Raw genomic sequence first — 25,881 nt, 5'->3', positions numbered from 1 at the left:
CCAAATAGGAGATTAAAGTATGGCTCGTTATTTTCGTCGCAGAAAGTTCTGCCGTTTTACCGCTGAAGGCGTTGACCAGATCGATTACAAAGATCTGAACACCCTGCGCAACTACATCACTGAGAACGGCAAGATCGTTCCCAGCCGCATTACTGGCACCAAAGCCAAGTACCAGCGTCAGCTGACCAGCGCTATCAAGCGTGCTCGCTACCTGGCTCTGCTGCCGTACTGTGACGCGCACAAAAATTAATTGTGCGTTCGCCTTTGGGTGAAAACATAAAGTTTAGGATCGTATGATGAAATCGCTGGCCACCTACATAATGCGTGGCCAAATGCAGGCGGCGCTGGTGACCATGGTGTTTGCCGCGTTGTCACTGGTGCTGGCGCCGTTCAGTTATGTTAGCGGTGGCATTATCGCCCTGGTCACCCTGCGCAATGGCGCGCAGGCGGGACTGGTGGTGGCAGCTATTGCCGGCTTGGCGATGGCGGCCTTGTCGATGTGGATGATCGACTCGCCCCTGCTGGCGCTGATTTTTGCGCTGGTGGTGTGGTTGCCGGTGTGGATTCTGGCGCTGGTGTTGCGCCGTTCCATTTCGCTGGCGCTGACGATGGCGGTAGGCGGTTTGCTGGGCCTGTTGGCGGTGATCGGCATGCACGTGGTGCTGGGCGACACGGTTGGCTGGTGGCAGCAGGTGCTGGACAAGGTCTTGGCTGACGCGCTGAACAAACAGGCGCTGGACCTGAGCTCTGTCCTGGGATCAACCGCCCAGTTGATGACGGCGATCATGGCCTCGGCATTTTTGCTCAGTGCAACGATTGCGTTGTTCCTGGGGCGCTGGTGGCAGGCATTGCTGTACAACCCCGGTGGGTTCGGCAAGGAGTTCAATGAACTTCGGCTGGATAAAACCGGTGCGGTGTTGACCGTATTGGTTACCGTGTGGGCCGTGGTTGGTGGCGGTATCGGCAGCTTGGCAGCGGACATGGCCATTGTGTCGGTGGCGCTGTATGCCGTGTCGGGGCTGGCATTGTTGCATTGCTGGACCGAGCGAGCCGGAGTCAGTGGACTTTGGTTGCTGGGCGTGTATGTGCTGCTGATGTTCTTCTTGCCACAACTGGCGGTATTGCTGGCGCTGGCTGGCCTGGCGGATGCCTGGGTAGACCTGCGGCGATTCATCAAAGCGAAATTGTAACGATTTATTTGATTTTAGACGTCCCTGCGGGGACGAAACGTGAGGTAGAACCATGGAAATCATTCTGCTGGAAAAAGTAAAAAATCTGGGCGCCATCGGTGACCGGGTAAACGTTCGCGCTGGTTACGGACGTAATTTTCTGATTCCTCAAGGCAAGGCAGTTCCTGCCACTGCTAACAACGTGCAAGCTTTCGAATCGCGTCGCGCTGATTTGGAAGCGCAAGCGGCTGAAAGACTGGCTGCTGCCCAGGCGCGCCTGGCGCAACTGGAAGCATTGACTGTGCAGATCAGCAGCGTAGCTGGTGACGAAGGCAAACTGTACGGCTCAATCGGTACACGCGATATCGCAGACGCAACAACGGCTGCGGGCGTTGCTCTGGCCAAGGGCGAGGTTTCTCTGCCTGATGGTGCGATCCGTTATGCGGGCGAATACCAAATCAGTGTACAATTGCACGCAGACGTCAGCGGCGTTCTGAAGCTGGTTGTAACTGCCGCCTAAGCGGTAAGCAATCTTGAAAAACGGCGCGTGCCTGATGGTCCGCGCCGTTTTTTTACGCCCCAAAAAAATTAATTCAGGATAATCAAATCAGGACAGTAATTGGACGCCATGTCAGACCCGGTAATTTCATCGCCAATTAAAGATGCCCAAACAGAACGCCTACGCATACCGCCACATTCCATGGAGGCGGAGCAGGCGATTCTGGGGGGCTTGATGCTGGACAACAGCACCTGGGATCAGGTGTCGGACGTTATTCTTCAGGAAGATTTTTACCGCCACGATCACAAATTGATTTTTGAAGCCTTGTCGCAACTGGCAGCGCAGAATCAGCCGCTGGACGTAATTACCGTCTCAGAATTTTTGGCCAATCGCAATCAACTGGATCAGGTGGGCGGATTGGCCTATCTGGGGACCTTGGCGAAAAATACTCCCAGCGCTTCCAACATCAAACACTACGCGGCCATTGTGCGCGAGCGCGCCATTTTGCGCAGCCTGATCACCATTGGTGGCACCTTGACCGAACGGGCGTTCAACACCGAGGGTCGCAGCAGCGAAGAAATTCTCGATGAAGCCGAGCGCATGGTGTTCCAGATCGCTGAAAAAGGCGCCAAGGGTAAAAAGGGCTTTGTCGGAATCAACGAACTGCTCAATCGCGCGGTCGACAAAATCGACCAATTGTTCCAGCAGGACAATCCCATTACCGGTGTACCCACAGGATTCACCGATTTTGACGGTCAGACGGCGGGTTTGCAGCCGGGTGATCTGGTCATTGTTGCCGGTCGTCCATCCATGGGTAAAACCACGTTTGCGATGAATATTGCCGAAAATGTCGCCGTGCTGGCCGGTTTGCCGGTGGCGGTGTTCAGTATGGAGATGCCGGGCGACTCGCTGGCGATGCGTATGATGTCGTCAATAGGCAAGATCGATCAGAAGAATTTGCGCTCGGGTAATCTGGCTGATGAAGACTGGCCGAAACTCACCAACGCGGTGGGTATCCTCAATGATGCGCCGATTTTCATTGACGATACCCCCGCGCTTAGCCCGAACGAATTGCGTGCCCGCTGCCGGCGTTTGACGCGGGAAATCGGTCCGCTGGGCCTGGTGGTGATCGACTACTTGCAGCTGATGCAGGTACCGGGCAACAATGAAAACCGTGCCTCGGAAATTTCCGAAATTTCGCGTAACCTCAAGGGCATGGCCAAGGAACTGAACGCGCCGGTTATTGCCTTGTCACAGCTCAACCGCAGCTTGGAACAGCGCCCCAACAAACGTCCGGTTATGTCGGACTTGCGTGAATCGGGTGCGATCGAACAGGACGCTGACTTGATCGTGTTCATTTATCGCGATGAAGTGTACAACCCCGACAGCCCCGACAAGGGAACCGCGGAAATCATCATCGGCAAGCAGCGTAATGGCCCCATCGGTACTGTACGTCAGACCTTCCTGGGTCGATACACTCGATTCGAAGACTATGTGCCTACCATTTATGATGACGAGGGTTATGAATGATTTGTCATGCCGTAGCGACCATTGACCATTCGGCGCTGCGCCATAATTTACAACTGGTGCGTGCTGTAGCGCCCCGCTCGGGCGTGATTGCGGTGATCAAGGCCAATGCCTATGGTCACAACGTGGAGTCGATGATTGACTCGCTGGATGCTGCCGATTTGTTTGGTGTCGCCCACGTGGGCGAGGCGGTGGCCCTGCGTCAGGCCGGTTGCACCAAACCATTGCTGGTACTGGAAGGGTTTTTTGATACTGAAGAGCGTGCAGCCTGCGTTCGTTACGACTTGCAGGTGGTGGTGCACCATCAGTTGCAGATCGATTTGCTGCGGCAGACCACTTTGTCCAGACCGCTGCATACCTGGCTCAAAATCGATACCGGCATGCACCGTCTGGGGTTTGCGCTGGACAGCGCTGCTCAGGCGTTGCAGCAATTGCAGAGCTGCCGCAATGTTGCCAGCATCACGGCGATGAGCCACTTTGCCGGTGCCGACGAGCTGGACAGTTCCCGCACCGAGCGCCAGCTGCAGCGGTTTAATCAGGTGACCGATGGCTGGAATTTGCCGCGCAGCATGGCCAATTCCGCCGGGGTGTTTTCCCAGCCGCAGAGCCATTTTGACTGGGTGCGCCCCGGCATTGCCCTGTACGGCATTTCACCGTTTGGTCATCAGCCGGCCAGTAGTCTGGGATTGCGTCCGGTGATGACGCTGCGCAGTTGTCTGATGGCGATCAATGACATCAAGGCCGGTGAAGCGGTGGGGTACGGCGCAACCTGGCGTACCCAGCGTGACACCCGGATCGGTGTGATCGGCATAGGTTACGGCGACGGCTATCCCCGTCATGCGCGCAATGGTACGCCAGTACTCGTCAATGGTCGTCAGGTACCGTTGGCAGGTCGGGTCAGCATGGACATGATCTGCGTGGATCTGGGGCCGGACAGCCACGATAAAGTCGGTGACCCGGTGGTGCTGTGGGGCAAAGGGCTGGCGGCGGAAGTGATTGCCGACTATGCCAATACCATTGCCTACGAACTGGTGTGCGGAATCACCTCACGGGTGCGTTTGGATCACGTTCATAGTTGAAATTTCCCCGTCTTTTCGGCCAACCTATCCGAGGTTGGCCGATGTTCATCGGTTGGCTGACGCGCTCATTGTCCAACGGACTGATCAATCAAACATCACAATCAGGGAGTAAGCATGGCCAAGGCTAAAACCGCCTATGTGTGCGGTAACTGTGGTTCGCAGAGCAGCAAATGGGCGGGGCAATGTGCAGATTGTGGCGCCTGGAACACCATGTCTGAAATTGTGGTTGCGCCCACCCTGGCGTCTGCCGGTGCTCGCAGCCGCTTTGCCGGCTATGCAGGCAACGTGGTTAGTGAGTCGCGGGTGCTGAGTCTGGCCGAGGTCGAAAATGTTGATCAGGCGCGGGTGGACAGTGGTTTGTCTGAACTGGACCGGGTGCTGGGCGGTGGTCTGGTATTCGGTTCGGTGGTGTTGATCGGTGGTGATCCCGGCATCGGCAAGTCGACCTTGTTGTTGCAGAGTCTGGTGGCGTTGAGTCAGCAGCAGCCAGTGTTGTACGTGACCGGTGAGGAATCGTTGCAGCAGGTCAGTCTGCGGGCGCAGCGGCTGAATCTGGCGGCGCAGCAGTTGCGATTGCTGGCCGAAACCCAGGTCGAGTCCATCCTGGCGCGTGCGCACGAGGAAAAACCGCGGGTGATGGTGGTGGACTCCATCCAGTCGATTTACACCGAGGCAGTCACGTCGGCGCCGGGATCGGTATCGCAGTTACGCGAGAGCGCCGCACAACTGGTGCAGTTCGCCAAACGAACCGGTACGGCGGTGTTTCTGGTTGGCCACGTTACCAAGGAAGGCGTGATCGCCGGACCGCGCGTGCTGGAGCACATGGTGGACACGGTGCTGTATTTCGAAGGCGAGCCTGATGGCAAGTTTCGCATGATACGCGCGGTGAAAAATCGTTTTGGCGCGGTCAACGAGTTGGGCGTGTTCGCCATGACCGAAAAAGGGTTGCGCGAGGTGAGTAACCCCTCAGCGATTTTTTTATCGCGTCATCAGCAGCAGGTGCCCGGCAGCGTGATCACCGTGACCCGCGAAGGCAGTCGGCCATTGCTGATCGAATTGCAGGCGCTGGTGGATGAAAGCCACACCGCCAATCCGCGCCGGGTGACGCTGGGCCTGGAGCAAAATCGTTTGGCAATGTTGCTGGCGGTATTGCATCGGCACGGCGGCATTGCGATGTTCGATCAGGATGTTTACGTCAACGTTGTTGGCGGTGTTCGCGTGTCGGAAACCGGCGTGGACCTGGCGGTGTTGGCGGCAGCGCTATCCAGTTTTCGTAATCGTCCGGTACCGGCAGACATGCTGATCTTTGGCGAAGTCGGTTTGGCAGGAGAAATCCGCCCGGTGCCGGGCGGAGAAGAACGAGTGCGCGAAGCGGCAAAACATGGCCTCAAACGCGCAATTGTGCCGGCCGCCAATTTGCCGCGTCGTCCCATCGAGGGCATGGAAATCACGCCCGTGGCGCGCATCGATGAAATGCTGCAACTAATCTGAGCGGCGGCAGCTGCATCGTTAGTTTTTGATCAGCTCGGTGAGTTCGCGCTGCAAAATATCGTCGTCGCCGATATTTAATTCGATCAGTCGGCGCAGATGCGACACGCTGTCCAGATCGATATGCACGCAGCGCAGCCCCACACATTCCTTCTCAACATGCACTGCTTCCACCTCCATGCGGATATTAAACTGCTCACCGGGCGGGTGAATTTCCAGCATTACGCGGTTTTCGTTGTTTTCCAGCCAACTTAGCGGTCGGGTGATCAACACGCCGTTCAGCGAAATATCCAACAATTTTCCTGTCCATTTTCCTTTAGGCGAATTGAGGGTCACAGACGCCTCAAACGGGATGCGGGAAAAGCGACGTTGATTTTTTTCAGCAGTTTTTGTGCTCATGAATTAGTAATTCCTTCCGACAAATCAGAAAATTCGGCTGATTTTAGCCGTCTGCAAAGGTGTATCGGTTGCAGTGGCACCAAATTTGAAGGTTATTCGTCATCTTTGATGGCACGCATACAAATAACCAAGCGGCATTAACTTACACAGGTTGAGACGTGAACCGCATAAAAGCAAGTAGTCTGATGGCGATTTTGTTAGCCATGTTTGCGCTGGACTCTCAGGCGCAGCAGGGCAAGCTGAATTATTGGCCATATCGGGAAATGGATTTTACCTTGTCCTCTGAATATTATCAGTGGCGCGAATACTTGCTGGATGACAGTTTGTTGCTGACCGAGTCCGGTAGTCGTTGGGGGTGGGGAGTCAAGGAGCATAACTATGCTCGAAAGTTGATGGGGGTGGTCTACGAAATCGATTTGCGGATGTATACCGGTCGGGTGAATTACGATGGCAAATCGCAGGATGCGGCCGGGAATTTTAATTCAGTAGAGACCAAAACCGATTACCTGGGTGGACGAATGATGTTCATGGCTGGCCAGCGTTTGACTGCTCCCCGGGTGGATATGCTCGGTGGACTGGAAGTTAATAGCTGGGTGCGTTCGCTCAGAGGTGCCAGGGATTCAGCTGGCAATTATGCCCGTGGCTATTACGAGATGTATCGTGTGCTGGCGGGGCGTGCCGCGCTGGGCAGTTTGCAGTCCTGGCAGGATACGCAGATATATTTTCAGGCAGGGCTGAAATATCCGCTGGATGTTATGGAATTTGCCTCGCTTGATACGATTACCTTGTTCCCCCGTCCGGAGCCGTCTTTATTTGCCTCGGTGGATTTTTTGCGCTTGTGCCGCGGTCCGTTCGGCTATGTATCGGTAAAATTGGCCTACGATAGCTACCGCTTCAGAGCATCAAAGATAGAACAGGGATTTTATCAGCCGGCCAGTCAAATGGATGCTATTAGTGTGACTTTGCAGTTCTAACTTAGCTGGTAAAATAGCTGTCAGGTTTATTAGTGGCAGCAAAGCATGGTGATTTACGATTTGCGCTGTGATCAGGCGCACCAGTTTGAAGGGTGGTTCCGTTCCATTGATGACTATCAGTCGCAGTTAGGCGCGGGATTGCTGTGTTGTCCGATTTGCGATAGCAAAAAGGTCGTGAAAATTCCCACCGCAAGCTATGTCCAGACCGGTAAGCGCGCGGAACCCCGTCCCACCGAAACGCCCTCTTCAGTCCCCGCGCCCGCCGCAATGTCCGAGGTACCGCCGTTACTGCAAAAAGCCTTGGCGCATTTGCAGGATTTTATTCGCCACAACAGCGACGACGTGGGCAACCGGTTTGCCGAGGAAGCCAAGAAAATCCATTACGGAGAGGCGGAAAAGCGCAACATTCACGGAGTGGCCAGCGGCGATCAGTTAAGTGAACTGCGCGAGGAAGGCATCGAAGTGCTCAGCATGCCGTTGGCGCCGATCGACAAAAGCAAGCTCAACTGACCACAGAATCAGTGGCCATGGCTGTAGGCGACCTGATCTGTTGGCTTGATGTCGCAACCGAAACTTTCGGTGTGGTAGCGCGATACGCGCAGCTGGTCTGACCAGTAGCTTTCTGGCAGGCCGGCCTTGCGTTTGAGTTGCTCGATGAACAGGGTTTTATCGGGCAGGGTTTCCCAGACTGACGGTAAAAACGTGCTGCGATGGTGACCCGACTCCAGAATCAGGCCATCTTTGCCGGGCTGCAGTTGGCGCAGCAGGTCCGGTTCGTCGCTGAATTCGATTGGGTGTGGTTCGGTCAGAATGGAAATGCTGAGGTGTAACTGATGGAATTCGGCCATGCTCAGCGGTGAGAAACGGGGATCTGAAAATGCCGCCGCGTAGGCGTTGGCGGCGACGTCCTGGGTCAGGGGCCGATAGGCTTCCAGCGAGCCGATGCAGCCACGCAGCCGATGGTTGACTTGCAGGGTGACGAAAGTCGCGCCATTTTTTTTCAGTTCGGCAGGCAGTTGGCGTTCGTCGGGCGAATAATGGCTGCCAGGGGATTGTAGTCCGGTTTCAATGGCGCGGCGGGCGATGGTCAGCAGAAGAGACTGATTTTCCTCTCGAATCATTTATTGTTGTCCTTGTGGTGATCTAATGGAAAATGTAGGCGCCGTAGCCAACCACCCTGTCGCGACTGCCTGCGGTGTCGCCGGAATTGCGCAGGTCAACGGTGGTCGCCTGTAACTGTCGTTGCTGAGCTAATAGTAGCAGACCATTGACGGGGTTGCGGCCACAGGCCTGTTCGTAGCTGATGCTGTCAGGTTGTAATTGCTCAATGGCGTCGCTGGTTTGCTGGTCCAGCTGACGGGCGTGTTGATAGTTGTGGTAATGGCTGAGGTCAGAGCTGACCACAATCAGCGTTCCCGGTTGTTGCCACAGGTAATCCATCACGCTGCAGACTTCCTCGGCAGTGGCATCGCCCACGACCAACGGCACCAGTGTGAACTGTTTGAGCAGCATCTGCAAGAACGGTAACTGTACTTCCAGGCTGTGTTCCAGTCGATGTGGGTCATCACTGACCTGTACTTGCGGGAATCGGCGGAGCTGGTCGCGCATCTCTGCGTCTACCGGCACGCTGCCCAGTGGGGTTTCAAATGCGCTGGCAGCACTGATCGCCAGACCGCGCAATGCCACCCGGTGCGCTGGTCCAAACAAGGCAATCCGGTGGATTTGATCGGCGATGGTCGCCAGCGACGCGTAGGCACTGGCCGCCACTGCTCCAGAATAAACATAACCGGCATGCGGCACGATCAGCGCTTTGGGTGAGCAGGGCGGCGGCGTGGCCTGCGACAGGTAGCGCTGCACCTGTTGGCGCAATTCGGTCGCATCCTCGGGGTAAAACACACCGGCCACAGCGGGCATTCGACAACTAGTCATTGTTCCTCCTGATCACTCGACCCACGCGGACATCCCACGTATATTTAGATACTAGTCAGGCAGTTAAGCATTCACAAACTTTGATGAGGGTGTTTCATGGCAGAACAGGATCTGCGTATCGGCATTGTGACTGTGTCCGATCGGGCCAGTCGAGGCGAGTACGACGATCGCGGCGGTCCGGCCATTGCCGCCTGGTTTGAACGGGCGCTAAGCACCCCCTGGCAAGGTGTGTCGCGACTGATCGCGGACGAACAGGCGCTGATCGAGCAAACTCTGATCGAACTGGTCGACGCCGGTTGCCAGTTGATTGTCACCACTGGCGGCACTGGACCGGCGGCGCGTGATGTAACACCGGAAGCCACCGAAGCCGTGTGCAACAAACTGATGCCTGGGTTTGGTGAGCTGATGCGTGCCGAATCGCTCAAGGTCGTACCGACGGCGATATTGTCGCGCCAGACCGCCGGGATTCGCGGTGGCAGTTTGATCATCAATTTGCCGGGCAAACCCTCGGCCATTGCCGACTGTTTGAACGCGGTTTTTCCCGCCGTGCCGTATTGCATTGATTTGCTGGATGGTCCATTTATCGAGACCCATCTTGAGGTGGTTGTTGCGTTTCGTCCCAAGCATGCGTTGCTAAAGCGCGAAGGCAAATTGTAGCCAGTCTAACTTTGTTTTCAAGGAGATAGCTGCTAAGGTGGCGGTTTCCTTTTTGGCCCCGAGGTCCCCTTGGATTACCCGCTGCTCATTGCGTTTACCATAGGTTTGTTGAGCACCTTGCATTGTCTGGGGATGTGCAGCGGCATCATCGGCGCCTTGACCCTCAGTCTCCCCAGCGAGATCCACCAAAACCGGCGGCGCTTGCTGCCCTACGTGCTGGCCTACAACAGTGGCCGGATTACCAGTTACACCATTGCCGGTGGCCTGATGGGCGGGATCAGCGGTGGCGTGTTCCAGATGCTCAGTCCCAATTACGGCTATTACGTGCTGCAAGGGGTGGCGGCGCTGGTGCTGCTGGCCATCGGTCTGTATCTGGCCGGCTGGTTTCCCAAATTGCGCAAACTGGAGGCCTTGGGCCAGCCCATTTGGCTGCATTTGGAGCCTATTGGACGACGTTTGATGCCGGTCAAAACGCCGGTGCAGGCGCTGATGTTCGGTGCCGTCTGGGGTTGGCTGCCCTGTGGCCTGGTTTATACTACTTTGCTGTGGGCTGCCTCTGCCGGCAGTGCCACCGATTCGGCGTTATTAATGCTCGCTTTTGGTTTAGGGACTTTACCCACTGTAATCAGTGCGGGTATTATTAGCAGCTGGATAGTCCGTCTGTCGCAATCCGTGCGATTGCGGCGTGCGGCGGGCATATCCCTGATAGTCATGGCACTGGTCGCACCGATCTATGCCGTGCAGGAAAAGGATCATGAGCATGCCATGCCTACGCATGGGGAAGCGCAGTACCATGAAAATCACTGATAACAAACTGGTAGGTAATTCCGTACAGTTTCAGACCCTGCTGAACACCGCACGCGTGGTTGGTTGTACGGATGTCTGTGTGCTGTTGCAGGGCGAGAGTGGCACTGGCAAAGAACTGCTGGCGCGCGAACTTCACCTGGCCAGCCCGCGCAAGAGCGGGGCGTTTGTCGCAGTGGACTGCGCGTCATTGCCGGAAAATCTGGTCGAATCCGAACTGTTTGGGCATCGCAAGGGCGCGTTCACCGGTGCGGACCGCAATTACACTGGCCGCATTCAGGCCGCCGAGGGTGGTACTCTGTTTTTGGACGAAATCGGCGAACTGCCGCTGTCCATCCAGGCAAAATTCCTGCGCTTCCTCGAACTGGGCATGATCCAACCGTTGGGTGAAGCGCAACCGCGCAAGGTCAATACCCGCGTCATCGCCGCTACCCACCGCAATCTGGCCGAGATGGTGCGTCAGGGCACTTTCCGCCAGGATTTATTCTATCGTCTGAACATCGTACCACTGGAATTGCCACCGCTGCGTGAGCGTTCCGGCGACGTAGCCGCGCTGCTGGACTATTTCAGCAAGCAACTGGCGGCCAGTCATGGCTTGCAGACTCCGGTGTTTGCCAAGTCCGCACTGAAACAACTACACAGCTACCGCTGGCCCGGCAACGTCCGCGAGCTGCGCAATTTCTGCGAACGCATGGTGATTCTGTTCTCCGGCAAAACGGTTGAACTGGAAAACCTGCCCGCCGAAATTCGTGGCGTGCAAACAGGCACCAAGCCCGGTTTCTTCTCTCTGCCTCAGGAAGGCATTTGTCTGGCCGAACTGGAACAAATGGCCATCGAACAGGCGCTGCAACAATGCGGCGGCAACCGCAGCCGCGCTGCCAGACTGCTCAACCTCAGCCGCGACACCCTGCTGTACCGCATGAAAAAATACGAACTGCGCGATTGAAGCAAGGGATAGTTTTTCCGATCGACAATATCGTATAGGCGGTGGTCCGGCTGCTGTGAGGGTTCTAAGTCAGCCCAAACTTGTCAGTTGGCTACGGATTTCTTCTGTGTCAGGTGATGGGTTTATGCCGAGTGATGATTGTAGAACGCTTCGGCAGCGATTGTAGCTAGCCAGTGCATCGGAAAAGCGATTGTTCCGCATGTAATACAGCATCAGGTTTTGATATAACACTTCAGCAAGGGGTTCAACCTCAAGAGCCTTTGTGCAACAGTCAACTGCCTTATCCCAGGAACCGACACTGATCCAATGGTCGGATATTTTTGTAACTTTACGTAAAAATAGGCTGCGCAATTTTTCACGCAACACCGATGTGATGGTTAATTCGGGTTCTCGCTCAAGAAATGCGCCGTAGTACAAATTAAATAATGTGGCGGTTTGTTGCTCTATCGAATCCGAAATGCCAGATTCGATTATTTCATCAGTGAGTTTTGAATGACGTTCAAAAGCCCAAGCATCAACCCAGCAGATGTGGGCGTTCAGTGAGATTTGTCCATCTTTAATAATCAACGCATCATCATTTCCCAAGAGCTTTCGTAAACGATGAACGGTGGTTTTAAGCGACTGCAGACCGATGTCGCCATCAATGTCATGCCACAGCACCGAAGCTAATTTGGCTAGACTAACGTCGCGACCTCCTAAGGCAATGATTGATTTTAAAAGTTCCAGGCATTTTCTGGGCGTTTTGCGAGAAACGGCCAATGGCCTATTTTCTTTTAATACGCTAAATCTCCCCAGAGTGTATATTTTCAATGTCCATGGCCAATTCTCAATTTCAATAGGCGGCGATTCGGGAATTAATTTTCTTCGCTTAATTAATTCGCACACATGGGATACTTCAATATTTTCAGTCAATGCCGTGGTGTATATCTGAGTAAGCACTGTGCGGGTAACATAAGGAGTGCAGGGGGCGCCCATGTTTTTGTTTAATACCAGGCTGTTTCTCAATGACAGCAGGCCGGCGGATTTATTTCCTGACTCAAGAAGTATGCGGGCCTCGACTAACAAAAATATGTCGAGTAATGAACGGCTGTTCATTTCTTCGGCGATCTTTTTTCCAGAGCGAAAATGACTCCATGCAAGTTCAGTGTTGCCAAGCTCATAGTGCAGTTGCGAAACTAAAATATAGCCCATGGCATCAATAAAAAAGTTTCCTGTGGAAGAACCCTTTTTTAGAGAAATGTCGGCATATTCTAGCGCGGAAACAAAGTCTCCCTGGTGATATGCAAGCAATGCGGGGGCATGGAGTTTAATGGGGTCGATTGCGCCACCATCATGTTTAAGGTCGCTAAGTTGCTGGGTCATCTTTTCAGCGGCCAGCACATTACCATCGATGAGATTTCCAAAAATTGAGCATAGCAGGAGGAAGGGACCCCAGATCGGGACATCCAGTTGCTCCTGGTTTTTCCAGGCTTCCTCAAGAACTTTTGGCCACTGTTTTGTTGACGAGGAATCTCCCCAACTAAGGATGGCGGAAAAAGTAAGGAGCATGGTTGTTAGCACGGGAGCTGCATCGGGCTGGCTGGCTAGGCGATGAGCCTCTCTCAAAAGCTGTTTGGCGAGCGCATAATCACCAAGCCAGGTATTTTTGTAGCCAAGCTCTGCTGCGGCCTTGAGCCTGGTGTTGGTACCAGGAAGGTGCGGCAGCAATTCGACGGCACGTGCCATCCAGGTGGAAAAATTTGGATGATTGGGTCTAAGTTGAATCATTGAAGAGGCGGCACAGTACGCAACGCGTGCTTCAATTTCTATGTTGGGAAATTTAGCGTGACGTTGACGCAGTGTATCAAACTCATCCAGCCAGCCATTTAATTCTGTACTTCCTTTAAGCTGCAAGAGCATACATTCCATGGTGACACACCAGGAAAGATACAGTCCTTCGACGTCATTTATCGAGTGAAATAGAGTGTAGGCGGTGCTGAAGTCAGACTGGGCTGATGCTGGATCAATAAACATCTGACAAGCGCCTCGCCAATAAAGCAGCCACGGATCGGTTTTAATGTCAGGAATATGCGAAAGCCAGGTGTTCAGGCTCTGAATACGTCCCTGCATGACCAAACTATTGGCATGATAGAGTAGCAATGTTTTGAGACTTTCCCATTTCTGCAGGTCAATCAGTAGTTTCCAGGCGTCTTCAAGGCTGCCAACTTCAACAAGTATTTCTGAGGCACAAATTTTAAGATCAATGATTTCCTGGTCAGAAAAATAGCTATTTGCTCTCGCTAACAAAAAGTCGCGGAATAATGGGTGATATTGATATGTTTCTTCAGTGCCGTTGTGCAAGGAAATAAAATAACTTTTTCGGTTAAGCTCTTTAATTAGTGCTAGTGAATGATGGCTCTTGGTGAGTTTGTTTAATGTGCTTGGTGTCATTTCTGGGAGTAATGCACTGGCCACCAGTATCTTTTGGTCACTATTGTCCATGTCGACCAAAATCTCGTTAGCAAAGTAATCAAACAAAGTTTCTTTTGGTATGTTGTCAATTTTCTCTTTGTCTAGATCGTGAACCCTGGAGTGTTCAGTCATGAGTACCAAGCCAGCTATCCAGCCATCGGTCTTTTTTTGCAGGCGGATTAACAATTCTGGATGGATATTGTTTTGGTGAGCTTTCGTTATGAACTCACTGGTTTCATCCTGGGTGAATTTTATGGATTCGTAGCCCATGAATGATATGGCATTTTGCGCCCTTAGTTTTGCATAGGTTGACGGTGGTTCTGCTCGGCTTAGAACGATAATGTTTATGTCTGAAGGAAGTCGTTCAAACACGCTAACCAATATTGTATGCAGCGGAGAGTTTTCGGGGAGGCAATGATAGTTGTCGAAAACAATTAAGGCGGGTCTGGGAATGATAGAAAATAGATTTTCAAAATACCGCAATGAAAACGCCGACAGACTGAGCATGTGGTCAGATGTTAGATGAGGCAGTGGTTTTCTGCTGCGTGGCGAAATGTTTTTTGCAGCTAGCCCCAAATAGTGGAAAAAGCTGGCGAAGTCCATATCCTCATCGTCGATTCGGTACCACAGATATGGATTGTCTTGCTGTTGTAGATAGCTGCTTACCAGTGATGATTTTCCCGAGCCGGGCGGAGCTGAAATCCAGGTAATGGGTTTCCTGCGCGCATTATCCAGTTCGCTAAACAGGCGTTGGCGGATGATTATTTGAGAATACGTAGGCTTCTCAATCTTTGAAATAATGGATGAGGTCAGCCTTGATCGTGTACTTGATCTGGTTTTGTTGGGTTTTTGAGTCAATCGTTCTGAAGCTGGGGCTTGACCCTTGCGCTTATCTTTCAAATGTTCACCTTGGCGATTAATGACTCACGACAAGTCCAGTTGGCAACTGCCGATTCATTCCGATGATGTTTCACAGTAGGTTGACAGAATATATGGGACAGAGCCTGAGCTTGGGATTCGCCCCTTCCAAACAATCGAATAATCCTGAGATCTAAGGCAATAAGTAACTCATTTGTATCCTCTTTGTCTATAAGGTGGTCCATTTAGGCATATGGCAAGCATTTGTTGTTGTCGCCGGTCGCCCGGTCACAAACAGCTTGCAATGTTTTGTATGGGAAACTAGCGAGAAACAGGCGGAGGAGTACAGATGCGAGGCATTTCTTTGAAGCGAGTATCTATCAGGTCAGGGTTGTTTTTGATGGCGATTCTGATGCTGCCGATATTTTTAGCGGGTTGCGGTGATAATAGTAGTGATTCCGCAAATCCGGGGTCGCCCACCGATACGTTGAAAAATTATCCGCGCTTTGCTTATGTGGCTAACGGGGGTGACAACAGTGTTTCGACCTACGTGGTGGAGGCAAGTACTGGGCGTTTGAAGTGGGTTGATAAGGTGGCTGCAGGAACTGGCCCGTTCTCCGTGACGCTGCATCCCTCTGGCAAGTATGTCTACGTCCCGAATGTGTCGACTAACAATGTCTCTCAATACACCATTGATGCAACAGGGCTTCTCACACCAATGACACCAGCGACGGTGGTCGCAGGAACCGCACCCCGTTCTATCGTGATCGATTCGACGGGTAAGTATGCGTATGTTGCAGGCTCGGGGAGTAACACCATTTCCCAGTTCACCATTAATGCTACCGGTGGACTGACTCCGATGACGCCAGAACTGGTGTCGACAGGTGCAAACCCCCGCGCTGTGGTACTGGACCCCTCGGGTAAGTACGCCTATGTTGCCAACACCAGTGGTGCCAGTATCTCGCAATACACCATTGGCGCGAACGGTCACCTGAGCGCCATGACTCAGTCAACGGTGGTGACGGGTGCGCAGCCCTATTCAGTGACCGTGGATCCAACAGGCCGATATCTCTATGCGGTGAATGCGATTGCCAGCATCGTTTCACAATATGAGATCGGTGCTGATGGAGGTCTTGTGCCTATGGCTTCGCCGTCTATTACGACCCTGGGTGGCGGTCCTGTTGCCATTGCCACGGATTCGAAGGGTAAATACGCCTATGTGGTGAACACCGCCACAAAAACTGTTGCGCAATATACCATCTCTGCGGACGGTTCCCTCAGTCACATGACGCCCTCAACGGTAGCGTCAGGTATCGGCGGTACAGACGTAGTGATCGATCCGACAGATAAATATGCCTATGTGGTAAACGGTGTGGATTCGACTGTCTCGCAATACTCGATCGGTGCTGATGGCGGTCTTACCGCAATAGCACCGGCCAGAGTGGCTAGTTTGGACAGCCCTACTGCCATCGCAATGAGCAGTGGCACCAGCCCTATCACGGTGGTGCCCAAGTATGCCTATGTGGCCAATTCCAGTGGCGCCACCATTTCGCAATACGCCATTGGCGCCTCTGGTGGTTTGAGTCCTCTGGCTACGCCGACCGTAGCGGCTGTCAGCCCTTATTCGGTGGCAGTCGGGCCGATGGGTAAGTACGTCTACGCGCCGAATTATGGCGCCAGTTCCATCTCACAATACAGCATCACCAGCGATGGTACGCTTGCTGCCATGACTCCCGCGACGGTGGCCGCCGGAACGTTGCCGAGTGCGGTGGCAATCGATCCGTTTGGCCGTTTTGCCTATGTCGCCAATGCGGGCGGTGCCAATATTTCGCAATACAGCATTGGTGCAACGGGTGGGTTGAGTGCGATGACTCCCGCGACGGTGACGACTGGATCGACGCCTGCGGGGTTGAGCATGGACCCAGCGGGCAAATATCTTTATGTGGCGTCGGCTGGGGGTGTTTATCAGTACTTGATAGATGTGGTAACGGGCGCGCTTTCTGCGATGTCACCTGCATCGGTAGCGGCAGGAGGAGTTCCTTCGGCTGTTACGGTTGATGCTTCGGGCCGTTACGCCTATGTGGCAAATTACGGTAGCGCCAATATCTCCCAATATACCATTGGTGCGACCGGCGGGCTGACGGCGATGACGCCCGCGACAGTGGCGGCGGAAACCAATCCCTCGTCGGTGACGACAGATCCGACCGGAAAATATCTGTATGTGGTTAACGCTGGCAGCGCCACGGTTTCGCAATATGTCATTGGCGCGAATGGCGCGTTGACCGCGATGACACCGGCGACCGTTGCGGTCGGCGCTGGTGCGCGATCGGTGAACGTTGATATTTCCGGCAAATATCTCTACGTGGCGAATATCAGTGACGCCAACATCGCACAATTTGCGATAGGTGCAGATGGCGCGCTCAGTCCGATGACGCCAGCGACCGTTGCGGTAGGGACAGCGCCCATGGCTGTTACCAGCAGCGGTGGTTATCAATAATTAGAAACGCATAGTGAACAGGCTGACACTTGAAGTGTCAGCCTGTTTTGTTTTATGGGGCAGCAGGAAAATGTTTAGTTGGTGTTGATGTTCAGGCCAATCAGTATGGAGCCGAGGTGATTTTTCCAGCAATACATATCTTATTTGTAACCTCGCCGTTGCTAGCATCAGATTATTTCTATCCTCAAACTTTGGGAAGACTATAAATGAGCATTGTGAATTTTAAATGTACAGCTGTCCTTGTTTTTGCGTTGCTCGGACTAGTTGCCTGTGGTGGCGGTGGTAGTAGCGGCGGTGGCGGAACAACAGGCACGTCATTTAGCAAATTTGCCTATGTGGCAAATTATGGCAATGCCAGTGTTTCTGCTTTTGGTATTCATCCCTCGACGGGTGCGTTGCACAGCATTGGTTCGGTCGCGACGGGAAATCTTCCGTTGGCGGTGACGACAGATGCGGCAGGAAAATTTGCATATGTGGCCAACAATGGTAGCGATTCAGTGTCGGCCTACAGCATTGACGGGACAAGTGGCGCGCTGACCAGTTTAGGTACTGCTGTGATGGCGGGGACGGCACCCAACTACGTTGCCGTGCACCCAACCGGATCATTCCTTTATGTTCCCAACAATGGTTCCAATAATGTTTCGGCCTATCGCATTGATGCTTCGGGAATGTTGACACCCATTGCTGGCAGTCCGTTTGCGGCGGGAACTTGTCCGACGACAGTTACCATGGATCCGCTTGGTAAATTTGCCTACGTGACCAACGGTTGTAGTTCAAATGTCTCAGCCTATAGCATCAATCCCACAACTGGTGCACTGAGCCAGGTTGCCGGCAGCCCATTTGCAACCGGCGCGGTGGCGCAGTCGGTGGCGGTAAGTCCTTCTGGCAAATTTGCTTACGTGACCAATGTGGGTGTTTCCAAAGTTTCGGTTTATGCCATCAATGCGTCTACGGGTGCGTTAAGCCAGATTGCAGGTAGTCCTTACGCCGCAGGCACGGCACCGACATCGATTGCCATCGACGCATTGGGCAAGTTTGCCTATGTCGCCAATGCAGGTTCACACAATATTTCGGCTTACAGCATCAACGCGACGACTGGAGCACTCACCAGTATTGGTACAGTGACTGCGGGTACTTCACCGGGTGCCATTACTATCGATGCATCATCCAAGTACGCTTATGTGGCTAACTACAGCTCGAATAACGCTATGACGTTTTCGATAGATGCAGCAATGGGTACGCTGACTTTGGTGGATACGGTGACGACTGGAACGAACCCGGCCTCAATCTTTACTCAGCGTGGATACTAGGGTTTCGCGATATTGGAGGGAATATCCATTCCACGCAGCTGACGGCTGGTTGCAAATAGATCCGCCCACACTATTTCATTGTCGGTACACGTGTGCGGCGGATTTTGGTCTGAGTTATCGGTATGGCTTTGATCGCCGAGAATATCGACAAAGAACAAAACAAATTTATTCTTAATCCCCGTCTTGTTCTTTGAATAAAACATTCTTGGTCCGTCGTGTGTTTTTCTGTATCTGTAACCTTGATGTAACCAGACCTAACGTAGATTGAAAATTCATGGCGTCAATATGCGATTTTTATGGCTCGAGACATGAGCAGCATCTGGTGGTTTAAAAAGGAATGGTCAATGAATAAATCCGAATCTCGAACGCATGTTTCCTGGGTTTCACGTTTTATCGTGATTACACTGTTTGTGTTCACCACAGTTTTGCTAACTGCATGTGAAAAAAATGACGAACTGGCGGTGAAAGGCGTCATTGTAATCGATTCCAGTCTGGATAAAGACGCCACCATGCTGACGCCATTTATTGATGGCAGTCCAGAGCGGCATATCGGTGTTGTTGTTAGTCCTAATGGAAATACGTTCCGAATTATTGAAGAGGAAATTCTGCTTGCCGTGAAAAGCCCGGCTGAGCTGAGCAAGTTTCTGGATACAATGGGTGGAACAGTTCTGGCGTCCTGGGACTTTGCTCAAGTGGGTGATAAATACGGTGTGAGTTATCACGCGATTCGTTTGGATACTTCTCGAGTATCGGTCGATGATTTGGAAACAGTGCTGAAGGCACTGAATCTGAGTGACAGTGTTCGCGTTTCCAGTAATGCATCGCATTTGACATTGGCGGCCTATGCAACGGCATCACGCTTGGGGATAGCAGCAATGCCCAACATCGTGATGGAATCACAGCAAATTTCAACTTCAACGACAACCGAAGCAGTCAGTGCTGTGGATATTTTTGCGGCAGATTACACGCGCAATGCATTCGAGTGGCCGTACATGAAACTTGGTGGCCCATTGGATATCGGTGTTGCTGAAGCATGGCGTGCACTGGATGCAAACAGCAAGCTGAGTGAACGAGTGCCGGTGCTAGTCATGGATGGGGGATTTCGAAACACACAGGAGCTGCCAGCTGATACCGTGTTGGTGGGGCGGACTCGATATGACGTTCCCAATGCTGACGACTGTAGCGGTGTTGGTTGTGACTGGCACGGTACCATGGTTACGCATGTGATGGCGGCCAAGGTGGACGATAGTTTTGGTGGTGCAGGTACTGGTGGCCCGGTGGTACAACCGCATCTATTACAGGCACCAGCCAGTGATTTCTTTGAATTTATTCGCTATATGGCAGGCATTGTTGATGGTTTGTCTGCCGCTCGCATTGTGAACATCAGTGCGTCCGCTACCGTTGATCAGTGGGTGTGTGATATGAGCGGATTTTTTATGGGCACAGCCGGGGTTTGCGCAGCGCCGCATTTTCTCGGTGCCAGTTTGCGTGCGGCAGGTTACCTGGTTATTGCCAGCGCCGGCAATCAGTCTAGACGCGATTTGGATTCAGGTGACTTTACCATGCCATGTGAGATGATAGGTACACTGTGTGTCGGAGGCATGCGTTGGGACGGACCTTACCGTGACGGAGGGTCCAGTTATGCATCGCGGCGTATGCATGGCGCAATAGACTTGTGGGCGCCGATGCGTGTCTGGGTAGGTCCTGACGATGGTGATCTGACCGCAAACCAGGTTCATATTGCCGGAGGAACCAGTGTGTCGGCACCATTTGTGTCGGGCGTGGCGGCTCTGGTGTCCGCAGCCAATCGTAGTCTGAATGGTGATCAAATCGAGGCAATCTTGTTGTCCAGCGCTCATGTAGGTGCTCCTGCTCAAGTGCATCGATGGATAAATGCCTATGGCGCGGTATCTCAGGCATTAAATGGACAGGTTCCACCGGCCATACATATCGTGTCGCCTATGCCGGAAACTATCCGGGCCAATACGCCGACACTGCGATTTGAGGCGAGCGTAACGCCAGCAGGCGTCGAGCCGCCAGTAACAACGTGGTATAGCAGTGTTGATGGTGAGCTTGGAACGGGTGAGGTACTGATGTATACCGGTCGCCTTCGTGCGGGTGTCCACACCATTACCGCCGTTGCGACGGCAAACGGTGTTTCCTCGTCAGATGCAGTTGTCCTGACCTTGACCAATAATGCTCCGGTCGTGCAAATAGTTTCACCTGAGGTGAGAGCGACTATTTACGCAAACCAGGAGTTTACCTTAACTGGTACAAGTTTCGATCAAAACGAAATAGGTGGAAGGCTCACTGATGCGCAAATGAGTTGGTATGTCGGCGAACTCAGTTTGGGCAATGGCCACTCCGTTGATGTTCCTGCCAACACGCTGGCGCCTGGGAATTATGCGTTACGCCTGGTCGGATCCGATGGATACCAGAGTCATGAGGCAAGACGGGCTATCACCATTTTGCCCAACGCAACTACGTCTCCACCAGCCATAGGTGCGATTACACCTGCCAGTGGTACTACTCATATTGCGAATAATTATGCCGATGGAAATTATGTGTTGCTGACGCTTAGCACGGACAACATTTTCGCAGGCACAGTGGCAGGTATTCCATATTTCCTTCCTGATGGAGCATTCAGTTGGAGTACTACCTACAACGGGATAACCGCTTATAGCCAGTTCACCGAGCATCTGGGCACAGGCAGAGTGCTCAATAACGCGAAGTTAAAGCATAACGGTACATGCGGTTTAGTCGAGCACAAGGTAAAACTGACGGTGACAAAAAACGGCGTTTCCAATTCGAAGACGGTGGTGTATTACGTGGATAATTTGTGCTGACGATAAGATTTTTTCCGGTCAGCTAAATCTTGTTAGCCCAGAAACTTATGTTTCTGGGCTATTTTTTTTAGGGGATTTCCAGGTGTGTTGTCTGATTTGTAGAAACGAAGTTACTCTAGTCTGTTTCCATGTTATGAAAGTGAACCATGCGAATCTGGGACATCCATCCGGGGTATTTGAATCGGCAAAGTTTGCTGGGGGAGCACCGCGAGTTGCACGGGCTGGTGTCGATTCTGGTGAATGGTAAAAAAGGTTATTCACAGCATCCTGAAACGTTGCGTTGGGTGGGCTATGGTTGGGCGCTCAAGCTGCGGCATCGGGCGCTGGTGTGCGAAATGCAACTGCGCGGCTATGAAGATAAATCGCCGGTGCGAACCGCTTCCAATCGCGGTGCCTGGCCATCGGTGTATATTGATGAGCCGCATGTGCAATTTGAATTGCTGAAAGGTAAATATCTCGGCAAGGAAAATGGTCGAATACCCTTCCCACGAAATGCGCAGGAGTTGTGGAGTCAGCATAAATATTCGGTGCTGGCGCGTGACCCCAACAGATACAAAAAAATTGGTCGGGATGTGTCCGGTCAGCAAATCAGTTTTGACGCGCTTTGTGTGGAACTGGTTGATGTGCTGCGTACACCGCCTGCGGAAGGCGGGCTGCGCAATGCATTGCAACACATGTGGGGTTATGTTTCTGAGGTGCCAAATGCGGCGCACAAAGGCAGTGTTGAGTCCTGGTCATTGAAAAAATTGCTGATCATGACGCAGCAAAATGTGAAAACATCCCAGCAGCCGTATCTTGGCCACTCCACGGCGCTCAGTGAATTAATGGTGTGGCTTTAAATTCCCGCCAGTACGTCCACCACCTTCACCACGTTGTAATCCTGGTTCATGTGAATAATGCCCTGGCTGTCGATGATGACGGTGATGCCCATGCCGCCGTGCAGTTGGTTTTGCACGCTGTTGTTGGCGTCGACCAGAATGTCGAAAAAACTGTATTCCGGGGCAGTTAATTGTTGTGAGGCCGTGTTGAGGCTGCCGGAGACGTAATCCACTATCAGGTAGCGAATGTTTTTGCTGCCGTTGAAGGTAGGTTCAACTTCGCTGACCATGGAATTCGCGTGATCGGTGCAGGTGGAACACCACATGGTGAAGTAGATCACCACTGCGTCCGCCGGGGTGGCGTTGTTGCCGTCCAGGTTGACCAGTTGCGACAAACTCAGATTGCCGCCCTGGGTGGAGGGCAGGGTGAAGTCGGCGATTTTTTGCGTGGGCAAATGACCGATGCTGCCGGCAATGACTGATGGGCGTTTGTCTTCGCCAGAGGGCAGCAGATCATCCTGGCATCCGGTGAGTGCCAGCAAAAAAACAAGCAGCAGACTAAAACGCATGACTGACTCCGAAACTGTAAATGTCGGTGGCGGGGAAGGCGGTGCCCTGGATGGCGTGGCTCCAGGAGGTTTTAATTACCCAGTCTTTGTCCATGCTTGACCAGCTGAAGGCCAGATTGGCGGCGCGCTTCATGAAACTGGTGCCGTGGCTGACGATGTCATTAACCCGCGCATTGTCTTCCTCGACTTGTGACAGGCCGAGCGTGGTGGTGAACTCGTTCATGTTGCTGTCAAAAATCACATAACCCACCGACAGGCTGGCATTGCGGCGTTGGCCCAGCTGTTTGCGGTAGGGTTCGACCCAGGTGCCGTTGTCGCGGTTGACGTCGCGTTCAAAGTGATAGCCCCAGCCTAGTTGCAGCGCGGCGGTCCAGGGGTAAATGGTTTTGTCGACGATCAGGTTGGTATCCAGCCGATAAAAGCCACGGCCGGTAATGTCGAAGTTGTCTTTCACGTCATCGTAGGGTGAAACGCCGGTCGGAACCGTCAGACCCAGCCCCAGATAAATGGCCGGTTGCAGGTCTTTGGGGCTGCGTACCTTGTAGACGCACATGGGGTTGTCGAAGGTTTCGTACCACAGACTGAGCTGGGCGTCGCTCAGGCCGGAGGTGTTGGACTGGAGCTGGTTGTAGTGGTTGCGATTCCAGGCATAGGGCAGGGCCGCGCTGGCCTGCCAGTTGTCGGCCAGACGCCAGGCACCGGCAACGCTAAGACGGTACTGGCGCAGATCCGAGCCGGCGGGATCGGCTTCCCATTTGCCCTGTCGGTTCCACTGACCATCGTAAATTTCCGCCGAGCTGGTGAGATCGACCATGCGTTCGCTGGTTTTGGGCAGCAGCACATTGGCACCACTGCCGCCGCCGCAGCAGGAACCCGCCTGCGCCGATGCACTGGCCAGCAGGGCCAGCGCCAGAATCGGTGAACGGAGCAGCGCTGACATCACTGTGGCGCAGTGAAGATCAGTGTGGGCATGGTGGCATCGCTGCCGGCAACGCTCATTTCTTCGGTGTTGCTGATGCCGTTGACCGTGCTGGTGACGGTGACGCGAACCTGCAGGGTGGTTTGCGCATCAGTGGCCAGACCACTGATGTTGGCGGCGTAGTAACCGTCGACCAAGGTGGCGCCGAGGGTAATCCAGTCGGTTGGCGCAGGATTGGCGACGGCGCTGACCTCAACAGTGACGGCATCAATGGTAACTGCGTTGGTGTTTTCATCGGTCATGGTCAGGCCGGCTTTCAGACCAGGATAGCTATACATGTCCATAGCCATGTTGTGATCCTGGCCGGGCATCATGTTTTTGGCATGAATGAACAGTTGCAGGGCGTGGCTGCCATCGTTGTTGTTACTGACGCTGTCCAGCCAGATGCCGTACATGCGATAGGTGCTGCTGGCCATGTCCATGGCGAGGATTTTGTCGTCGTACACGCCGCTGCTGCGACGCTCGGTTTTTTCCAGAAACTTGTTGCCGCCCATGATCATCGCCAGGTTGGGGTTGAAGTTGGCCTTGAGCAAGCGGTCGTCGCCAGTGTTTGCGGTCAAATCGGCGCCGATGTCTTTAAGCTGTACCTGGTATTGCCAGCTGCCCATGGTGGTGCCGTTCATGCTGCTGGGCATCAGGTAGTACACCACGTTGCGGTAGTTGCCGTTGGCGGCATCGCTGCTATCAATGCTGGTTTGGTACGGTGTGGAGTGGCTGTGGCCATTGGTCATGGTCATCAGCGGATAAACCGACAGACTGGTTAGTCTGGCATCTGTACGCACGTCCAGCGGGGCGTTGCTGTGAGCATCGTAAATGCGGAAATTATGCTCTACCTTACCCGGAGCGGCAGGGCCGGCTCCCAGCGCGAGCGGGAAGATGCTGGCCAATTCGACGCAAAGGTCGCGGCCATCTGAGCTGGTCAGCTCGACCTGGCCGACAGGACAGTGATGGTGGTGCTCCCCCTCGTGGTCGTCATCGTGCTCTTGCTCCGTTGTGGGTAGGACGCAGGCGGCCAATGACAGAGTGGCGGCGATGGTCAAAGCAGACGTGGTGAACTTCATGATGCGACCTCGATAGCAAAAGTTTGCGGTGACTATGGCAAATTGCGCACCAAGTTATTTTGACTAATATTTTCAATGTGTTGAGAATATTCATCTGTAGTCCGACTGATGAAATTGAGTGAAATGCAACACTGGGGTGTGTGAAATCACACAGTTTGCATCGCTGTGGCGACGCTTAACTTTTGCTAAACTGGGCTCGGATTGGTCAGGAGCAAGGTATGCGAATTTTTGGTTTGATGATGGCGATGCTGTTGGTGTTTCCAGCGATGGCAGCGGACAAAACCGTGGCGGCGCCGGCGTTTACGGTGGCTGGGCAAAAGGGCAATATCACGTTGTCGCAGTATCGTGGCAAGGTGGTGATGCTGGATTTCTGGGCCAGCTGGTGTGGCCCATGTCGGCATTCGTTCCCGTGGATGAACGAGATGCAGGCGAAGTATCAGTCCAAGGGGCTGGAAGTGGTGGCGATCAGCCTGGATTCCGAGCGCGAGCCAGCGAACAAGTTTTTGGAAAAGTACCCGGCCAAGTTCACCATCGGTTTTGATCTGAATGGCTCGGTGGCGGACAAGTACGAAGTCAGTGTGATGCCGACCTCGTACCTGATCGATCGCAAGGGCAATATCGCCGAAGTGCACTACGGATTCCGCAGTGAAGATGCCGGCAAACTGGAAGCCAAGATCAAGGAATTGCTAGCCAAGTAGCTGGTCGGCAGGTGCCACCGAGACAGGTAAACGATGAATATATGATCAATCGTTTTTATGAATGGTTGTGCAGTAAATAATTCATCGAAAAGACACGGAACCGCGATTGAGGGGCTTGGCATTTTTCCTTACAATCGCGCCGCTTTTTATCTAGAACGTATTTTTGAAAGTGGCGCGATGAGTTTGTCTATCTGGGAAGTTTTTATTGTTGTCGTGGCCCTGGCGGTGTTTACCTCGTCAAAGATCATCCTGGTGTAATCCACCGGTCGATAACAGCAGACAGCCCCTTTCGGGGCTGTTTGTTTTTTGGGGGAAAGGTGTTT

24 protein-coding genes are annotated in these 25,881 nt (G+C 53.2%); 17 read left to right on the top strand and 7 right to left on the bottom strand.

Annotated features, from left to right (window positions below):
* Nucleotides 1–19 precede the first annotated feature (19 nt).
* The 6 genes from rpsR (at nucleotide 20) to radA (ending at nucleotide 5,765) form a co-directional block, all read left to right on the top strand.
* Entirely contained in the window at nucleotides 20–250 is a 231-nt protein-coding gene (gene rpsR, locus OEW58_08460; GenBank protein MDH5301378.1) for a 30S ribosomal protein S18, read from the top strand.
* A gap of 46 nt (nucleotides 251–296) precedes the next feature.
* Nucleotides 297–1,190, top strand: a complete 894-nt coding sequence (locus OEW58_08455) for a hypothetical protein (protein MDH5301377.1) — start codon at nucleotides 297–299, stop codon at nucleotides 1,188–1,190.
* A gap of 52 nt (nucleotides 1,191–1,242) precedes the next feature.
* The gene (gene rplI / locus OEW58_08450; GenBank protein ID MDH5301376.1) at nucleotides 1,243–1,689 is read left to right on the top strand and encodes a 50S ribosomal protein L9; all 447 of its coding nucleotides are present in this window, start codon (nucleotides 1,243–1,245) and stop codon (nucleotides 1,687–1,689) included.
* A 108-nt stretch (nucleotides 1,690–1,797) separates the two neighbouring features.
* The gene (dnaB, locus tag OEW58_08445; GenBank protein ID MDH5301375.1) at nucleotides 1,798–3,198 is read left to right on the top strand and encodes a replicative DNA helicase; all 1,401 of its coding nucleotides are present in this window, start codon (nucleotides 1,798–1,800) and stop codon (nucleotides 3,196–3,198) included.
* Nucleotides 3,195–4,274 carry an alanine racemase gene (gene alr, locus OEW58_08440; protein ID MDH5301374.1) on the top strand — a complete coding sequence of 360 codons (1,080 nt, stop codon included), beginning with the start codon at nucleotides 3,195–3,197 and terminating at the stop codon, nucleotides 4,272–4,274. Before dnaB ends, alr begins: the two co-directional genes overlap by 4 nt.
* 114 nt (nucleotides 4,275–4,388) lie before the next feature.
* Complete coding sequence (radA, locus tag OEW58_08435) at nucleotides 4,389–5,765, top strand: DNA repair protein RadA (protein MDH5301373.1); 1,377 nt, start codon at nucleotides 4,389–4,391, stop codon at nucleotides 5,763–5,765.
* An 18-nt stretch (nucleotides 5,766–5,783) separates the two neighbouring features.
* Here radA and OEW58_08430 read toward each other — a convergent pair whose 3' ends face one another.
* A complete protein-coding gene (locus tag OEW58_08430; protein ID MDH5301372.1) occupies nucleotides 5,784–6,161 on the bottom strand; it encodes a PilZ domain-containing protein in 378 nt (125 codons plus the stop codon).
* Between the two features lie 158 nt (nucleotides 6,162–6,319).
* Here OEW58_08430 and OEW58_08425 point away from each other — a divergent pair, with 158 nt between their 5' ends.
* The gene (locus tag OEW58_08425; protein ID MDH5301371.1) at nucleotides 6,320–7,135 is read left to right on the top strand and encodes a hypothetical protein; all 816 of its coding nucleotides are present in this window, start codon (nucleotides 6,320–6,322) and stop codon (nucleotides 7,133–7,135) included.
* Between the two features lie 45 nt (nucleotides 7,136–7,180).
* A complete protein-coding gene (locus OEW58_08420) occupies nucleotides 7,181–7,645 on the top strand; it encodes a DUF1178 family protein (GenBank protein MDH5301370.1) in 465 nt (154 codons plus the stop codon).
* An 8-nt stretch (nucleotides 7,646–7,653) separates the two neighbouring features.
* Here OEW58_08420 and amrA read toward each other — a convergent pair whose 3' ends face one another.
* Complete coding sequence (gene amrA / locus OEW58_08415; protein ID MDH5301369.1) at nucleotides 7,654–8,256, bottom strand: AmmeMemoRadiSam system protein A; 603 nt, start codon at nucleotides 8,254–8,256, stop codon at nucleotides 7,654–7,656.
* A gap of 22 nt (nucleotides 8,257–8,278) precedes the next feature.
* Complete coding sequence (gene amrB, locus OEW58_08410) at nucleotides 8,279–9,064, bottom strand: AmmeMemoRadiSam system protein B (protein ID MDH5301368.1); 786 nt, start codon at nucleotides 9,062–9,064, stop codon at nucleotides 8,279–8,281.
* A gap of 96 nt (nucleotides 9,065–9,160) precedes the next feature.
* Here amrB and mog point away from each other — a divergent pair, with 96 nt between their 5' ends.
* From mog to OEW58_08395, 3 genes are all read left to right on the top strand, one after another.
* The gene (gene mog, locus OEW58_08405; protein MDH5301367.1) at nucleotides 9,161–9,721 is read left to right on the top strand and encodes a molybdopterin adenylyltransferase; all 561 of its coding nucleotides are present in this window, start codon (nucleotides 9,161–9,163) and stop codon (nucleotides 9,719–9,721) included.
* A 69-nt stretch (nucleotides 9,722–9,790) separates the two neighbouring features.
* A complete protein-coding gene (locus tag OEW58_08400) occupies nucleotides 9,791–10,528 on the top strand; it encodes a sulfite exporter TauE/SafE family protein (protein ID MDH5301366.1) in 738 nt (245 codons plus the stop codon).
* Entirely contained in the window at nucleotides 10,476–11,471 is a 996-nt protein-coding gene (locus OEW58_08395; protein MDH5301365.1) for a sigma-54 dependent transcriptional regulator, read from the top strand. The genes OEW58_08400 and OEW58_08395 overlap by 53 nt, the downstream gene beginning before the upstream one ends.
* Before the next feature lie 69 nt (nucleotides 11,472–11,540).
* Here OEW58_08395 and OEW58_08390 read toward each other — a convergent pair whose 3' ends face one another.
* Nucleotides 11,541–14,822 (bottom strand): hypothetical protein, encoded by a 3,282-nt coding sequence (locus OEW58_08390; GenBank protein ID MDH5301364.1) that lies wholly within the window; start codon nucleotides 14,820–14,822, stop codon nucleotides 11,541–11,543.
* Nucleotides 14,823–15,129: 307 nt separating this feature from the next.
* On the opposite strand from OEW58_08390, the gene OEW58_08385 reads away from it, so the two are divergent.
* From OEW58_08385 to OEW58_08370, 4 genes are all read left to right on the top strand, one after another.
* The gene (locus OEW58_08385; GenBank protein MDH5301363.1) at nucleotides 15,130–17,277 is read left to right on the top strand and encodes a beta-propeller fold lactonase family protein; all 2,148 of its coding nucleotides are present in this window, start codon (nucleotides 15,130–15,132) and stop codon (nucleotides 17,275–17,277) included.
* Between the two features lie 206 nt (nucleotides 17,278–17,483).
* Nucleotides 17,484–18,587, top strand: coding sequence for a lactonase family protein (locus tag OEW58_08380; protein ID MDH5301362.1), 1,104 nt, complete (start codon nucleotides 17,484–17,486; stop codon nucleotides 18,585–18,587).
* A 344-nt stretch (nucleotides 18,588–18,931) separates the two neighbouring features.
* Entirely contained in the window at nucleotides 18,932–21,433 is a 2,502-nt protein-coding gene (locus OEW58_08375) for a S8 family serine peptidase (protein ID MDH5301361.1), read from the top strand.
* A 146-nt stretch (nucleotides 21,434–21,579) separates the two neighbouring features.
* Nucleotides 21,580–22,272, top strand: a complete 693-nt coding sequence (locus tag OEW58_08370; GenBank protein MDH5301360.1) for a DUF1722 domain-containing protein — start codon at nucleotides 21,580–21,582, stop codon at nucleotides 22,270–22,272.
* On the opposite strand, the gene OEW58_08365 is transcribed toward OEW58_08370, so the two are convergent.
* From OEW58_08365 to OEW58_08355, 3 genes are read right to left on the bottom strand one after another with little or no spacing between them, the layout of a single operon-like run.
* Nucleotides 22,269–22,820, bottom strand: coding sequence for a peroxiredoxin family protein (locus tag OEW58_08365; protein MDH5301359.1), 552 nt, complete (start codon nucleotides 22,818–22,820; stop codon nucleotides 22,269–22,271). The genes OEW58_08370 and OEW58_08365 overlap by 4 nt on opposite strands.
* Nucleotides 22,810–23,760: a hypothetical protein gene (locus tag OEW58_08360; protein ID MDH5301358.1), complete on the bottom strand. Its 951-nt coding sequence runs from the start codon at nucleotides 23,758–23,760 to the stop codon at nucleotides 22,810–22,812. Before OEW58_08360 ends, OEW58_08365 begins: the two co-directional genes overlap by 11 nt.
* A complete protein-coding gene (locus OEW58_08355; GenBank protein ID MDH5301357.1) occupies nucleotides 23,760–24,860 on the bottom strand; it encodes a hypothetical protein in 1,101 nt (366 codons plus the stop codon). Before OEW58_08355 ends, OEW58_08360 begins: the two co-directional genes overlap by 1 nt.
* A gap of 218 nt (nucleotides 24,861–25,078) precedes the next feature.
* On the opposite strand from OEW58_08355, the gene OEW58_08350 reads away from it, so the two are divergent.
* Together OEW58_08350 and OEW58_08345 are read left to right on the top strand one after the other, a co-directional pair.
* Complete coding sequence (locus OEW58_08350; GenBank protein ID MDH5301356.1) at nucleotides 25,079–25,558, top strand: TlpA family protein disulfide reductase; 480 nt, start codon at nucleotides 25,079–25,081, stop codon at nucleotides 25,556–25,558.
* Between the two features lie 57 nt (nucleotides 25,559–25,615).
* A complete protein-coding gene (locus tag OEW58_08345) occupies nucleotides 25,616–25,816 on the top strand; it encodes a hypothetical protein (GenBank protein ID MDH5301355.1) in 201 nt (66 codons plus the stop codon).
* Nucleotides 25,817–25,881: the final 65 nt, after the last annotated feature.

This window comes from Gammaproteobacteria bacterium (assembly GCA_029884425.1).
Classification (GTDB): Bacteria; Pseudomonadota; Gammaproteobacteria; order S012-40; family S012-40; genus JAOUHV01.
This window is presented reverse-complemented; position numbering and strand designations above follow the sequence as displayed.

What these genes read in the sequence shown, in the direction of transcription:
- OEW58_08430 (MDH5301372.1), bottom strand. Translation starts at nt 6,161, where the DNA reads ATGAGCACAAAAACTGCTGAAAAAAATCAACGTCGCTTTTCCCGCATC.
- dnaB (MDH5301375.1), top strand. Translation starts at nt 1,798, where the DNA reads ATGTCAGACCCGGTAATTTCATCGCCAATTAAAGATGCCCAAACAGAA.
- OEW58_08360 (MDH5301358.1), bottom strand. Translation starts at nt 23,760, where the DNA reads ATGTCAGCGCTGCTCCGTTCACCGATTCTGGCGCTGGCCCTGCTGGCC.
- OEW58_08385 (MDH5301363.1), top strand. Translation starts at nt 15,130, where the DNA reads ATGCGAGGCATTTCTTTGAAGCGAGTATCTATCAGGTCAGGGTTGTTT.
- OEW58_08370 (MDH5301360.1), top strand. Translation starts at nt 21,580, where the DNA reads ATGCGAATCTGGGACATCCATCCGGGGTATTTGAATCGGCAAAGTTTG.
- OEW58_08420 (MDH5301370.1), top strand. Translation starts at nt 7,181, where the DNA reads ATGGTGATTTACGATTTGCGCTGTGATCAGGCGCACCAGTTTGAAGGG.
- OEW58_08355 (MDH5301357.1), bottom strand. Translation starts at nt 24,860, where the DNA reads ATGAAGTTCACCACGTCTGCTTTGACCATCGCCGCCACTCTGTCATTG.
- OEW58_08345 (MDH5301355.1), top strand. Translation starts at nt 25,616, where the DNA reads ATGAATGGTTGTGCAGTAAATAATTCATCGAAAAGACACGGAACCGCG.
- radA (MDH5301373.1), top strand. Translation starts at nt 4,389, where the DNA reads ATGGCCAAGGCTAAAACCGCCTATGTGTGCGGTAACTGTGGTTCGCAG.
- rpsR (MDH5301378.1), top strand. Translation starts at nt 20, where the DNA reads ATGGCTCGTTATTTTCGTCGCAGAAAGTTCTGCCGTTTTACCGCTGAA.
- mog (MDH5301367.1), top strand. Translation starts at nt 9,161, where the DNA reads ATGGCAGAACAGGATCTGCGTATCGGCATTGTGACTGTGTCCGATCGG.
- amrB (MDH5301368.1), bottom strand. Translation starts at nt 9,064, where the DNA reads ATGACTAGTTGTCGAATGCCCGCTGTGGCCGGTGTGTTTTACCCCGAG.
- amrA (MDH5301369.1), bottom strand. Translation starts at nt 8,256, where the DNA reads ATGATTCGAGAGGAAAATCAGTCTCTTCTGCTGACCATCGCCCGCCGC.
- OEW58_08350 (MDH5301356.1), top strand. Translation starts at nt 25,079, where the DNA reads ATGCGAATTTTTGGTTTGATGATGGCGATGCTGTTGGTGTTTCCAGCG.
- OEW58_08395 (MDH5301365.1), top strand. Translation starts at nt 10,476, where the DNA reads ATGAGCATGCCATGCCTACGCATGGGGAAGCGCAGTACCATGAAAATC.
- OEW58_08380 (MDH5301362.1), top strand. Translation starts at nt 17,484, where the DNA reads ATGAGCATTGTGAATTTTAAATGTACAGCTGTCCTTGTTTTTGCGTTG.
- rplI (MDH5301376.1), top strand. Translation starts at nt 1,243, where the DNA reads ATGGAAATCATTCTGCTGGAAAAAGTAAAAAATCTGGGCGCCATCGGT.
- OEW58_08375 (MDH5301361.1), top strand. Translation starts at nt 18,932, where the DNA reads ATGAATAAATCCGAATCTCGAACGCATGTTTCCTGGGTTTCACGTTTT.
- OEW58_08365 (MDH5301359.1), bottom strand. Translation starts at nt 22,820, where the DNA reads ATGCGTTTTAGTCTGCTGCTTGTTTTTTTGCTGGCACTCACCGGATGC.
- alr (MDH5301374.1), top strand. Translation starts at nt 3,195, where the DNA reads ATGATTTGTCATGCCGTAGCGACCATTGACCATTCGGCGCTGCGCCAT.
- OEW58_08455 (MDH5301377.1), top strand. Translation starts at nt 297, where the DNA reads ATGAAATCGCTGGCCACCTACATAATGCGTGGCCAAATGCAGGCGGCG.